At 39.0% G+C, this 14,017-nt stretch carries 12 protein-coding genes; 11 read left to right on the plus strand and 1 reads right to left on the minus strand.

Annotation, left to right across the window (positions count from 1 at the left end):
- Positions 1-462 precede the first annotated feature (462 nt).
- The 11 genes from H9631_RS01465 (at position 463) to H9631_RS01515 (ending at position 12,512) form a co-directional block, all read left to right on the plus strand.
- The gene (locus tag H9631_RS01465; protein WP_191809482.1) at positions 463-999 is read left to right on the plus strand and encodes an FAD synthetase family protein; all 537 of its coding nucleotides are present in this window, start codon (positions 463-465) and stop codon (positions 997-999) included.
- Between the two features lie 443 nt (positions 1,000-1,442).
- Complete coding sequence (locus H9631_RS01470) at positions 1,443-2,231, plus strand: 2-keto-4-pentenoate hydratase (protein ID WP_191809483.1); 789 nt, start codon at positions 1,443-1,445, stop codon at positions 2,229-2,231.
- Between the two features lie 69 nt (positions 2,232-2,300).
- Positions 2,301-3,194, plus strand: coding sequence for an acetaldehyde dehydrogenase (acetylating) (locus H9631_RS01475; protein ID WP_191809484.1), 894 nt, complete (start codon positions 2,301-2,303; stop codon positions 3,192-3,194).
- Positions 3,191-4,219: a 4-hydroxy-2-oxovalerate aldolase gene (gene dmpG / locus H9631_RS01480; protein ID WP_191809485.1), complete on the plus strand. Its 1,029-nt coding sequence runs from the start codon at positions 3,191-3,193 to the stop codon at positions 4,217-4,219. Before H9631_RS01475 ends, dmpG begins: the two co-directional genes overlap by 4 nt.
- A gap of 202 nt (positions 4,220-4,421) precedes the next feature.
- Positions 4,422-4,919, plus strand: coding sequence for a flavin reductase family protein (locus H9631_RS01485; RefSeq protein ID WP_191809486.1), 498 nt, complete (start codon positions 4,422-4,424; stop codon positions 4,917-4,919).
- Between the two features lie 910 nt (positions 4,920-5,829).
- Positions 5,830-7,374 carry a class I adenylate-forming enzyme family protein gene (locus H9631_RS01490; RefSeq protein WP_191809487.1) on the plus strand — a complete coding sequence of 515 codons (1,545 nt, stop codon included), beginning with the start codon at positions 5,830-5,832 and terminating at the stop codon, positions 7,372-7,374.
- 437 nt (positions 7,375-7,811) lie between these two features.
- Entirely contained in the window at positions 7,812-8,993 is a 1,182-nt protein-coding gene (locus H9631_RS01495; protein WP_191809488.1) for an ABC transporter substrate-binding protein, read from the plus strand.
- 111 nt (positions 8,994-9,104) lie between these two features.
- On the plus strand, positions 9,105-9,977 hold the full coding sequence (locus H9631_RS01500) for a branched-chain amino acid ABC transporter permease (protein WP_191809489.1): 873 nt from the start codon (positions 9,105-9,107) through the stop codon (positions 9,975-9,977).
- 15 nt (positions 9,978-9,992) lie between these two features.
- Entirely contained in the window at positions 9,993-11,018 is a 1,026-nt protein-coding gene (locus tag H9631_RS01505) for a branched-chain amino acid ABC transporter permease (protein WP_191809490.1), read from the plus strand.
- Position 11,019: 1 nt separating this feature from the next.
- The gene (locus tag H9631_RS01510; RefSeq protein ID WP_191809491.1) at positions 11,020-11,787 is read left to right on the plus strand and encodes an ABC transporter ATP-binding protein; all 768 of its coding nucleotides are present in this window, start codon (positions 11,020-11,022) and stop codon (positions 11,785-11,787) included.
- Complete coding sequence (locus H9631_RS01515; RefSeq protein WP_191809492.1) at positions 11,787-12,512, plus strand: ABC transporter ATP-binding protein; 726 nt, start codon at positions 11,787-11,789, stop codon at positions 12,510-12,512. The genes H9631_RS01510 and H9631_RS01515 overlap by 1 nt, the downstream gene beginning before the upstream one ends.
- Before the next feature lie 393 nt (positions 12,513-12,905).
- Here the strand turns inward: H9631_RS01515 and H9631_RS01520 are convergent, their stop codons facing one another.
- On the minus strand, positions 12,906-13,289 hold the full coding sequence (locus H9631_RS01520) for a collagen-like protein (protein WP_191809493.1): 384 nt from the start codon (positions 13,287-13,289) through the stop codon (positions 12,906-12,908).
- Positions 13,290-14,017: the final 728 nt, after the last annotated feature.

A 14,017-nucleotide genomic window follows, 5' to 3' on the forward strand; every position in this document is an offset into this window, starting at 1 on the left:
GTAGAAACAGGTTTAAGTACTACCCTGGTATAGGAATAAGGGGCTTACATTATTCCTATAAAGTGTGAAGTGAAATATCCCTAATTTAGGGGGGATTTCACTTCCCCTATAATATTGGTTGATATTAAGAGCATGATGATTATAGTCTTTAGGCTTTCTTAAGTTTTTACAAAGGTTAATTGTAGAAGAAAGAGACTGAAGATAGATCTTCTTAATTCAACGTTAAGTTAGTATGATACGGTTGGGAAAATAACCTAATGAAAAAAGTTATGTGGGAAATGCAATGATGAATGAATCCAGAGATTTGTTAAAGAAGCTGGCCAGGATCTATCTTGAATGAGTTGTAATTTGCTTCAAAGTTTAATTTTGTTGACTTATGAAAAAGCAATCATGTAATCATTCGAATGGTTTTGGGTTGTAGGCCTTCATTAACATTTTTTCAGTAAGGGGCAGTGATCTAAATTGAGAATTCACACTTGCGACTCGTTAAAATTGTCAGCTTCCGTTATTGCAATAGGAGCATTCGATGGTGTGCATAGGGGGCATCAAGAATTAATTCTAAATGCACGTCGTCAAGCAGAGAGCCTTCAAGTACCTTTGGTTTTATACACGTTTGATCCTCCGCCAAAGGTATATTTCCAGAAAGTACGACTTCTAACCCCTTTGCCGGAGAAGTTAGACAGGCTTAGTCGTTTAGGTGCGCAACATGTTGTTGTTGCACCATTTGATTCTCAGTATGCTTCGCGAGAAGCTGGACAATTTTTTGACGAACTTCAGGAATTGAACCCTAAAGGTATATGGATTGGAAGTGACTTTCGATTTGGTATCAACCGCACCGGAAATGTCGACCTATTAAGGGAACAGTTTTCTGTTCACATGTTAGAGCTGGTACTTTGTAAATCAGGTGAGGTTATTTCATCAAGTCGAATACGCCAATTGTTCAATGAAGCTAATAAATTATTAGGGTGGAATACAGATAGTGTGAATGGGTCACCATGAATCTCTTTTTTGAAAATAATCACTAGCCTTAAGCAATGAACTGAGTAGTTTAACTTCATTCAGCAGAATTCTCCCACTTCTATGCATATTGGTACTCCATTCGGTGGGGGGCAAAGCCTGGCTGAATAAAGTGAAAGCCTCCAGCGGATGCTCAGATTTTATCGAAGGGGGCTTGATAAAATCTGGGCACATTTGATTTATTTGACAGTCGAGATTATGAATTGAATATCTCCAGATTATAAGACAAAGTAATATCGAAAATAGGGCATGACCAAACTTATCTTGTAGTTCACTCAAACAAATGATGAAAGTAATATTTGCTTGGGGTGAAGAGTTTAAGAGGAAGAACTTCGTGGAGTGGAGACAGAAATGATTGTGGAAAAATCTTTTTGATCTAAAGAAAGTCAAAATAGACTCCATTCTGTAGAGAGGGGGCTTGTGGTATGGCAAGCAATAGTATAGAAAAATTGGCAGACTATTTATGGGATGCGGAACAAACTGGACAGGGTGTACAAGCTTTGACAAAAATTCAGCCAGAACTAAGCATTCGAGAAGCGTACCAAGTTCAAATGCACAATATAGATAAGAAGGTTAAAGATGGTCAAAAAATTATTGGGAAAAAAATCGGATTAACTTCTTTGGCAATGCAAAAGTTGCTAGGTGTTGACCAACCGGACTACGGGCATTTATTGGATGAGATGCTTGTGGAAAATGGTGATGAAATTCCTTTTTCACGAGTTATGCAACCAAAGGTGGAAGGTGAAATTGCCTTCGTGCTAAAAGAGGATTTAGTCGGTCCCACTGTATCAACTGAAGATGTCTTGCGTGCAACTGATTACATTTTACCTTCAATTGAAATAGTGGACAGTCGGGTAAAAGATTGGAAGATCAAACTTCCAGATACGATTGCAGATAATGCTTCTTGTGGATTATATGTACTCGGTGGTCAAGCTATACAAGTTTCAGACGTCGATTTACTTAAAGTCGGCATGGTTCTCAAGAGGAACGGTGAAATTGTAAATACCGGTGTTGGAGCAGCGGCTCTTGGAAATCCCGCTTATGCTGTGGCTTGGCTAGCTAATAAATTGCATGAATTCGGTATTGTCCTGAAAGCTGGTGAAGTCATTTTATCAGGTGCCCTTTCAGCTGCAGTTGATGCACAGCCTGGCGATACGTTCAGCATAGAAATTGATCAGTTAGGAGAAGTGAATGTTAAATTTTCACGAAATTAAGGGCGGGAAAAGAAAGAATCGATATGTGGATGCTCTATACAAAGTAAAAAAGAAAGGGAGAAAAACCAAATGCCAAAAGTAAAGACCGCTATTTTAGGTTCGGGAAACATAGGAACCGACCTGATGTTTAAGCTGTTGAGATCAGACATATTGGAACCATCGGTTATGATTGGTATTGATCCTGAGTCAGATGGACTGAGAAAAGCAAGAGAAAGAGGCTTGACCACCATTGATAATGGCATCGATGGTTTTTTGGAGCAGTCAGACTTAGCTGATATCGTTATAGATGCGACATCGGCAAAGGCGCATATTCACCATGCAGAAATTTTAAAAAAGGCTGGCAAGCAGGTGCTTGATTTGACTCCAGCAGCTATCGGTCCAACTGTGGTACCGTCAGTAAACCTTGGGGAGCATTTGAATAAACAGAATATTAATATGATTACATGTGGAGGTCAGGCAACCATTCCAATCGTTCATGCTGTCAATCGTATAGCATCGGTGGAATATGCAGAAATTGTAGCAACTATTTCAAGTTTAAGTGCTGGACCCGGCACACGTGCAAATATTGATGAATTTACGCAAACGACAGCTCGTGCTATCGAGAAAATTGGGGGAGCGAAGCGAGGGAAAGCAATTATTATCTTAAATCCTGCTGAACCACCGATTGTAATGCGTAATACTGTATATGCAGAAGTTGCTGATGGAACGATGGACGAAGAGAGGGTTACTCAATCCATCAAAGAGATAGTAGCTTATATACAATCATATGTACCTGGCTATCGTATGCGTACAGAACCGATTTTTGATGGTAATAAAGTGACTGTTTTTCTGGAAGTTGAAGGTTCAGGTGACTACTTGCCTGCATATTCCGGAAACTTGGATATTATGACAGCATCTGCGGTGAAGGTAGCTGAGGAATTTGCGAAAAATCAATTTGGCGCTAAAGTGGGGGTTCAACAATGAGTGCAAAAAGAGATATTTATATTACTGAAGTTGCGCTACGTGATGGAAGTCATGCCATCTCCCATCAGTACAAGTTAGAGCAGGTACGAAGATTAGCCCAAGCATTGGATAAAGCAAATGTTCCTTATATTGAAGTATCCCATGGGGATGGCCTAGGTGGTTCATCATTACAGTATGGCCGGTCGTTGACAGAGGAAATGGAATTGATCGAGGGTGCCGTGGATGTATGCGAACAGGCCAAAATTGCAGTGTTACTCTTGCCAGGAATCGGTACACAATCAGAATTAAAGCAAGCGGCTAAACTTGGGGTAAAGATGGCGCGAATAGCTACACATGTCAAGGAGGCGGATATCTCGCCACAGCATATAGCCTTAGCAAAAGAGCTCGGTATGGAGACAGTAGGATTTCTCATGATGTCTCATATGGCGACGGTGGAAGAATTGGTTGAACAAGCCAAACTGATGGAAAATTATGGGGCAGATACTGTATATGTCGTAGATTCGGCAGGAGCCTTATTGCCACATCAGGTAAAAGAGAGAATTCGTGCTTTGAAAGATAAATTACAAGTTAATATCGGTTTTCATGGACATAACAATTTGTCTCTAGCAATGGGGAATACATTGGCGGCATTGGAAGAAGGAGCAACTCGAATCGATGGAAGTATACGCTGTTTGGGGGCAGGTGCAGGTAATACACAGACTGAAGTGTTAGCCGCAGTCCTTGATCGCATGAATATTGAAACCGGGATCGATATTTATAAGATGATGGACATTGCTGAAGAAATTGTAGCGCTAATCTTGCCACAACCTCAAGAGATTACTAGAGATAGTTTGGTTATGGGATATGCAGGCGTATACTCAAGCTTTTTGCTGCATGCCAAGCGTGCATCTGAGAAATTTAATGTAGATGCCCGTGACATATTGATTGAATTAGGGAAACGAAAAGTTGTTGGAGGACAGGAAGACATGATCGTTGATGTAGCTGCAGAACTTGCTCTAAAGCAAGAAAAAGCGAATTCTCGTTAGGGAAAGATACTATCAGGTCATCTTAAAACCTCCGGGGATACCACAGATCTTCAGAGGGATTTTATCGAACGGAGCTCGATAAAATCTGTGTGCAAATACCAAATACGCAAAGGCGTATTTATAGGAAATGCTTAAAAAATGCATTTTCTCTGCTTCATTAATATACGGATTTGAAATATCGTATAGAAAGGTGATGACTAATATGCAAAAAAGTATAGACAAGCAAACATTGTATAAAGAAGTCATGGGTAATTATCCGACGGGTGTTACTATTGTTACAACAAAGGATGGACAAGGAACTCCTGTTGGGCTTACAGTAAACTCATTTGCGTCAGTTTCGTTAGATCCTTTAATGATTCTTTGGTCAATTGATCATTCTGTTTCTTCTTTAGATGTGTTTAAAAATGCAGAAAAATTTGCTGTTAATATATTAACAGGGGATCAAAAAGACCTTTGTAAGACCTTTGCAAGTAAGAATATAGATCGTTTTGAAAACTGTCATTGGAAATCATCTGAACATGATCTTCCGGTTATTTCAGATACCTTTGCTGTATTGCAGTGCGAGACGTTTAAAACGATAGAGGCTGGAGACCATACCATTCTGATCGGCAAGGTGCTCGATATCGATAAGGCAGATAAAGATCCTATGCTGTATCATCGTAGAAACTTTGGGCCTATTCCGACCGATTTCTATGCCTAATAAATATATGGTTCATTACGCTGGCAAAAATGAAAGAACAACTCTATCTTTGCTTTCGTAAGATTATAAAAATGTAGTAAGTAAGCAAAATAACAATGCAATAGTCTATTGTAATGAATCCGGGGCATCCCGGTTCTTTTTTTAGTTCTATAATAATCTTTGTACAAAGGCCAATGGAAGCCAACTTTTAACTGCTTTTTCCCAGACTATCTAGAGTACCAACAACAAGTTCAAAAAAGCAAAAAATCATGAAGTGGTCGCAAACCCCCAGCTGAATAAAGGTAAAGCCTCCGGCGGATCAAGCAATCTCGATAAAATTTGAGCGCAAATACAAGGGACATTGGATAATAGATGTTGAATGTATGTCTTATTTTTCCTACAAAGTGTATGTACATTATCTTAGATATAAGTTTTATAATTTAGAAAACACTAACAAAGACTTGCGAAGGGGTTGAAGCTAGTTCGTTGAGTGCACACATTTTCAATAAATCCCAAATTGCGGAATTACGAAGACTGCCTTTAAAGAAGATTACAAAGAACAAAATACAACATTTATTGAAAAAGCCTGTTTACACTTGATGGTAGGGCAATGATGAGGAGTGTTCGGATTGTAGCCTATCCGGATGCTTTTTTTTAGGAATTGGAGTACGAGTATTAAAGATTTATTGGCTGGGCATAACGATTTTTCATATAATCATAGAATGATTTGCCGATAAGCTTGTTGATTGATTTCAGGTATTTGAGAATAATTGGACATTAAGCATTCGATGAAGCGGTTTGTAAAAATAAAATAGAGATAGATTGAAACGATATCCTTAGAAAGCAGACAAGAGAATTTCTACCAATTTGTAAGCGCTATAATATTGAACAATAATTAAAGTACATAATGCAGGAGAAAACGGGTGAGAAGATGAATCAATTGCAAAAAACGTTAAATGTAAGCAATACGTTAAAAGAAACTGTCAGTAAATATTACGACAAAGAGGCCATTGTAATCGGAGAGAAACGAATCACTTACGGAGGACTTGAACTAGATGTGACGAAACTCGCAAACAAACTAATCGATATTGGTGTTCAGAGTGGTGATCGTGTTGGGATTGCATTACAAAATTCGGCAGAATTTATTGTCGCGTTTTATGCCATTGCCCGTGTAGGGGCTGTCATGATTCCAATTAATCCTTTTTTTAGCAAAGAAGAGTGTACGTATATCGTTGAACAATCACAGATTAAGGTTATTTTTTGCGGAGAAAAAGGGTATTTTCGGGAACTTCATGATGAGATTGATAGCTTAAAAATGTTGATTTCTGTTGGGTTTGAAGAAAAAGATTTTATTTCTTACACGGAGTTCATGACAAGCGGCAGGGATAATCAAGCAGTTTTTGTGGAACCGAAGGAAGATTTATTTGCCATTATGTTTACCTCTGGTACGACAGGGCGTCCAAAAGGAGCAATGCTGACACATGAAAATGTGCTCTACAGTACTATGTCCGCTGGAAAAGTCATGCAATGCAGCCAAGAAGATATTTTTTTAATCCCCAATCCTCTTTTTCATATTATGGGTATTACATTTATTTTGCGGGCAGCTTGCTGCGGAGGAAAGCTAATTATTATGGAAAAATATTCTGTTTCAAAAGCTTTGGAACTGATAGAAGAAGAGAAGGTAAGCGTACACCCTGGTGTGCCGACAATGTTTACTTTGGAGTTGAATCATCCCGACTTTCACAAATATGATTTAAGCTCATTGCGTACGGGAGAGATGGCTGCTGCTCCATGTCCGGTAGAAGTTGTTCAAAGAATCCGTACAGAGATGAACTGTAATGTGCTTATTGCTTATGGGAGTACGGAAACATCTGCCACACTTACCATTACAGATTTTAATGATAAAGATGAACTTCGATCTGAAACGGTTGGTCGGGCAATCCCTGGAGTGGAGATCAAAATTGTAGATGAGAATCGGGAAACATGTAAAGCAGGACAAGTTGGAGAACTAGCTTGTAAAGGACCTGGTATAACAAAGGGTTATTTTAATATGCCTGATGAGACAGCAAAAGCTATTGATCCAGAAGGCTGGTTCTACACAGGGGATATGGCGACGATTGATAAAAGCGGTTATGTTCGGATTGTTGGGAGAAAAAAAGAAATGATCATCCGCGGCGGATTTAATATTTACCCGCGTGAGCTGGAAGAAAGCCTGCACCAGCATCCGGATATTGTTCATGCTGCTGTGATTGGTCTCCCTGATGAGATTTTTGGTGAAAAAACATGTGCTTGTATTGTTTTAAAAGAAAGGTCCCAAGTAAATAAAGAATCTCTTATGGAATACATGGAACAGAGATTTGTAAAATACAAGGTCCCGGATGAGTTTGTTTTTTTGGAAGATTTACCTGTCACTCCATCTGGGAAAATCAGCAAATTAAAGCTAAAGGATGAGATGAAACAAAGAAGAGGTTTTTGACATAAACGTTAATAGAATACTCAAAACAAAAGCTTTTCTCCAAAATATTAGCTGCTGGGAGGGAAGCTAGAAACTGAAGACATGGTTTTTCAAAATGTGGAAAAAAGCAATGGGAGGAAACTCTTAAAAAGAAACCCTTAAGCATTGACAAGACTGCTCGTCATTCATTGCTATGTTCAGAGAATCGGGGAAATCTTGTACATCATAATGTTGAATACGGGATCTGGTTTTCCTGCACATTATGGATATACATAACCTTAGGCCTTTATTATACTTACAGTGATAATATGAAAGCGCATTCATAAAGAGAGGGGAAGCAGTCTGTGTTTTCTATTTATTTCATTAATAATATTCTCGATATTAGGAATATTAAAGCGGCGGAAAAATTTCTAGCACCCGGTTATGATGATTTTTTTAAAAATAAGGGGGTTTTGAACATGAAAGAATGGTACAAAAAGAAATGGATACTTATTGTAGGGCTAGTATGTATGTTCATCGTTTCTGGCTGTGGAATTGATCAAAGTAATAGCAATGCTAAAGAAGAGTCAGGCGCTAAAAATAGTGATGAAATTAAAATAGGTGTTATCATTGCGGAAACAGGCCCTGCCTCCACTCTAGGAAGCTCACAAGCAAATACAGTCAAGCTTTTGCAAAAACAGTTGGATGAAGCAGGACCAATTGACGGGAAGAAAATCAAAATTATCAAACATGACTATGAAACTGATGATACTAAGGCAGTTGTTGCCATGGAAAAACTAATATCAGAAAATGTGGTGGCTGTTGTTGGAGCAACGCAATCCAGTACATCAATGGCTATCATGCCAAAAGCGATTGAGAACAAAATGCCTTTAATGACAGTGGCTCCAATTGAATCAGACAGCGAGTATGTTTATAGTATGTCGCACAGTACAGATATCATTGCTACTCCAATTGTTGCGTACTTAAAAAAGAATCAGATTTCAAAAGTTGGATGGATCAATGCTTCTGATGGATTTGGCGTTACTGGTTTACCAGCTTTTGAAAAATTGGCGAAAGAAAATAATATTGAAATTGTTGCTCATGAAGAATTTGATGCAACTGCAACAGATATGACCATACAATTGACAAAAATTCGAGAAGCTAAACCCGAAGCTGTGATCGTCTGGTCAAGAACTCCTGCAGCTGGAGTAGTTGCACGCAATTTTAAATCATTGGATTTTGATATTCCAATGATTCAAAGCACTGCTGCAGCCAATCAAGGATTCTTAGATCAAGTAAAAGACGATAACGAAAATGTGATGGTAATCGGAAGTAAATTGAGTGTAGTAGACCAACTGGAGGAATCAAAGCAAAAAGAAGAGCTTTTGGCATTCAGAGATGCATATGCGGATGAATTCTCAGGTGGAGAACCAGATTTGTTTGCGGCACACCTTCTTGACGGAATGAATGTAGTCATAGAGGCAATCAAAGCTGGAAACACGACTTCAGAAGATATCCAGAACTATTTACAAAAAGATTTGGGTGAGTATTTGGGAATCACTGGAACCTTTCATTTTGCAGAAACGCAAGCCAGTCCAGAGGCTGATGGTATTTCAGTTCTGAGTATTGAGAAAAACAAATGGAAATATAACGGTGAATAATATACGTTCAACTGTTCCGAAATGAACCGTTCCCGAAAAGGGCATTTGAAAGGGAGACCTATGACAGGACAAACTGTCATTGTCATAGGTCTTTTGAAAGGAGCACAGTTTATGGATTTATTTTTGCAGTATTTAATAACTGGTTTAACAGTTGGGAGCATATATGCTTTGCTCGCTATTGGGTTTGTAACCATCTACAATGTGACCGGAGTCCTGAATTTGGCGCAAGGGGAATTTGCTATGGTGGGGGCTCTAACTTGTATTACCCTCGTGAATCTGGGACTACCAACCATTCTAGCCGTTTTCATTGCCATTTTGATTACTGCGATGATTGGTTTTGGGGTAGAAAGATTGGCCATTTATCCTGCACGAAATGCATCCACGATTACCTTGATAGTGATCACACTTGGATTGTCTATTTTTTTAAAGGGAATAGGGATGATTATTTGGGGTACTTCACCAAAAACGCTTAAGCCTATTGTAGACATGGCATCCATCAAATTTTTAGGAGCGGTGATAAACCCTCAAAGTATATGGATCTTTGCTGTTGTTATCCTGCTTTTACTTCTTCTTTACTATTTTTTCGACAAAACTTTTCTGGGCTCGGTTTTAAGGGCAAGTGAAAAAAACCCGCAGGCGGCAAGTCTTATGGGAATCAATACAAGTTCAATGTCTGCGTTAGCTTTTACACTGGCCGCAGCTCTGGGAGCGATTGCAGGAATTATGGTGGCGCCCTTGACGGACGCTACATACGAGATGGGCTTTTTTATCGGGTTAAAAGGTTTCGTTGCCATGATATTTGGTGGCATGCATAGCATTTCAGGAGCTGTTCTGGGTGGTTTGTTGCTTGGTGTCATTGAAGCTTTTTCAGGTGGATATATTTCAACATATTATAGTGATGCCATTGCATTCGGAGTTTTACTTTTCGTATTGTTCCTTAGGCCCCAAGGTTTATTTGCAAGAGCCACTGGTGAACGGGTATAGAGAGGAGGAAACGTCATGAAGAATATTGAAACAATGCTATATGGAAGTCGCTGGAAAGAGCTTCTTGTTTTTCTTGGAATCATTTTCCTCTCTCCCATTTTCATCTCATCGCAGTACCTTTTTACCTTGCTGATTTTGATTGGTATTTATTCCATAATAACAGTCGGTCTCAGCCTGTTGATAGGGTACACTGGGCAAATTTCAATTGGACATGCTGCCTTTTTTGGCATAGGTGCTTATATTTCGGGAGTACTCACCACCAAATATGAGGTGTCTGCTTGGGGGGCCATGCTTATTGGAATGGTTGTTACTTTTTGTATAGCCTACATCATCGGCATTCCGGTTTTGAAGCTTAAGGGACATATATTAGCTTTGGCTACAATTGCCATTAACGTCATTGTTTATATATTGCTGCTGGGATTAAGTAAGTATACGGGCGGAGCTGGTGGCTTGGTCGGGATTCCAAATTTATCGCTGCTTGGTATTGATCTGGGTAATCAACTATATTTCTATTATTTTCTCTGGGGAATTGCTTTCCTTGTCATTTTGTTTTCAATGAATATTATTCGCTCCAGTATTGGCCGCTTATTGCGGAGTATACATGATAGTGAAATTGGGACGGAGACTTTAGGAATCAATGTAGCAAAATACAAGGTGATGATTTTTGCGATCAGTGCAGCGTATGCTTCATTGGCAGGTAGCTTATATGCTCACTATATCAACTTTATAGCTCCGCCAACCTTCTATATTACTTTTTCCATATTGTTGTTGGTTATGGTCATGGTCGGCGGGGTCCACTCTATTTGGGGGGCAATCATTGGCACCATGGCTATTATGTTTTTAAATGAGTTAATTAGGTTTATTGCACACAATTATTTAAATGTAAGCGGGGAAGTTGAGATCGTTTTTTACGGATTAATTATTATCTTGGTGATGATTTTTATGCCTAAAGGTTTGGTTGGCATCTTTGAACGTTTAAGGGGTAATACATCGGTGAAGAACCGGATGAAAAAGAGTGTTACTTCTGAGAAAGGGGCGTAACATGAATACACTTTTAGATGTAAAAGGATTAACCAAACAGTTTGGCGGGGTAACAGCAGTGAATAATGTGTGCTTCACATTGGGTGCAGGGGAGGTTGTGGCTGTTATAGGACCAAATGGCGCAGGTAAAACTACGTTGTTTAATATGATTTCTAATTACATCCATCCGACAAAAGGAGAAGTTCTATATAAAGGGGAACGCTTGACTGGAAAAAAAGTATTTGAGTTAGCCCATCTCGGGATCTCAAGGACGTTCCAAAATTTACAAATATTCACTAATATGACTGTTTTGGAGAACGTGATGATGGGCACGTTTGTTCACACGAAATCAAATATTTTTAGCGCGGGCTTTCGACTACCTGTCATCAAAAAAGCTGAGGAGGAAGCCTATCGCTTGGCAAGTGAAGTGTTAAAAATGGTCGGTCTCGAGGAGCTTTCACTAGAACAGGCTGGGCAACTATCATACGGACAACAGAAGAAACTGGAGTTTGCCAGAGCTATTGTTTATAATCCGTCCTTAATCATGCTCGACGAGCCAATGGCCGGTTTAAATGATTTTGAAACGAGTACTATGGCTGGCTATATTAAAGATTTAAAGAAGAAAGGCTCTTCCTTTTTATTCGTTGAGCATAAAATGGCAACTGTGATGGAAATCGCTGATCGAATAGTAGTCCTCGATTTTGGAAAGAAAATTGCTGCAGGTACACCAAATGAAATCCAAAATAATGCACAAGTTATCAGTGCCTACTTGGGGGAGGAGGCGATATAATGTTCCAAGTTAAAAATTTGTCAACGAGCATCGATAAAATAGAAATCCTCCATTCTTTGGAATTTCATGTGAATGAAGGAGAGATTATTTCCATTATTGGGGCAAACGGAGCAGGGAAAAGCACGCTGCTAAATACACTGGCTGGACTATATAGGCCATCAAGGGGAAAGATCACCCTTTTCGATGAGGTGCTCAGCGGATTGCCGGCTTATAAAGTTGTGGGGAAGGGACTGAGCTTGGTCCCTGAAGGAAGGCAAGTATTTCCTAGTTTAACAGTAAAAGAAAATCTCCTTCTAGGCATTTACACAAAATATTATAAAGATAAAAACCTTGTTAGTAAAAACATGGAAAAAATGCTTGAGATGTTCCCAGGACTGAAGAAGCATTTCGATAATTTGGGGGGGAATCTAAGTGGAGGAGAACAGCAAATGTTGGCTATCGCAAGAGGGTTAATGTCCAACCCGAAAATTATTTTACTGGACGAGCCCTCAATGGGACTTGCACCAAAAATTGTAGCCGAAATTCTAGATATCTTAGAGATTATCAAGCGAGAAATGGGGACAATGGTCATATTGGTTGAACAAAATGTAAGGGCTGCTTTGAAAGTTGCGGACCGTGCCTATGTGATGGACCAAGGCAGGTTTATTATGGACGGTTCAAGAGAAGAAATCAGTACGAATCCCCTTGTGAAATCTGCTTACTTGGGAATAAAGGCCACGGGATAATTCCAATTTGGACTTCTCCATGGAAGTTGGTTGCTTTTTTTGTTATTCTCAAGTCAATCGGTGCTGATTCATCTTTTGCCAATCGCAAGAAGCAAGCGACTAAGCACCGAATAAAAAAAGATATTGTCAGCGCTTCGCAAAATACGAAGTTGTTGAAGTTGCAATGATAACGGAGATCGATGTTGTCAAATAACATTAAATAAAAATAGGCCCGTGTTTGACCGGGCTTATTTTTACTGGATATACATATGGTCTTTACTTTAATTCTCCGGTTTTCTTCAAAATTGTTCTTTTTAATAAACCCACTCTTTGCTTTAAGTGTAATTTTTCATAATCCGTCTAGTAAATCGACAGTGACCCTTATTCAAGCATTACTCTCGAAAACTATAGTTTTTAAAAACATGTAAACGAAATAATTCTCCTTGTATCAACACCAAAAATCATCCAGAACCTGCCATTCCATCTGAAACCAGCAACAGATCTTGGACCCACGAAAATAGGATAATACCAAAACCCTTCACCGTTGTTGAGCCATATAAAAGTATTACGAAACAGGCACAACCTAATCGCTCCGGGATCAACAGCAAATGGTGAAATAGCTGCTTGTTGAGGAATAAATGGTGGAGGAGGAGCAGTTGGAGCTTGTGAAAGTTGCGACCCTGGAAGACCTGGTAAACCCGATGGTCCCGGAAATGGAGGCATTGGTAAACCTGGAAATTGACGCTCCAATTGCTGTTCATCATTTACATAGGAATATTCTGTCTGATTATTATACATAAAAGATCACCACCTCATCTTAAATAAAGCTTTAAAGCATTAGTATGTTGTACTTTTCTTTTGTGAAGCTTATTCGCACTCTAAATTATGGCCCATTTTGGACCGGAAATAGGTAGTTGACTTAAAAAATGTTGTTTATAGCAATATATTTTTGGAATGTAAAAAGCCGAAAAAATGCAAGTGATAAGATTCAGAGCAAACTGAGACTTTAAGTGTTATGCCTTTATGGTCTCCTTTAACTTCATTCAGCAGTAATCTCCCAGAATAGATGAAAGATGTTGTTATTCCATTCAGCGGGGGTTCAAATCCCGGCTGAAGGTTAAAGCCTCTGGCGGATGCAGTGATTAAATAGTGTAAATCGAATATAAAATAAACGCTCCATGAACTCACACCATGAAAAAAGGCAAGGCGCTGACCAGTCTTTGCCCATCTTCGATTGCGCCAAATTATTTTCACTTGTTCATGTGCTATCTTAGCATGTCTTTATACTGTGTAACTTTTCTTAAGTGACCATCCCTGTTGTCATTGTAATCGTAGCTCCATCTTTACTTACGTAACCATCTTCGATGGCACAAAGAAATAGCGTAATTCCTCTAATTTTTTGTAATCAAATTTTTCTTTGATGCGACATCTAATGTGCACGCCGTAATCAATTCATTAATTTCTCTTACTAGCTTTATATGCATTCAAAAAATACATCTGAGCATCTATTTTTACTATTTGTTTAT

The organism is Bacillus norwichensis, assembly GCF_014836955.1.
Taxonomy (GTDB): Bacteria; Bacillota; Bacilli; order Bacillales; family Bacillaceae_C; genus Siminovitchia; species Siminovitchia norwichensis.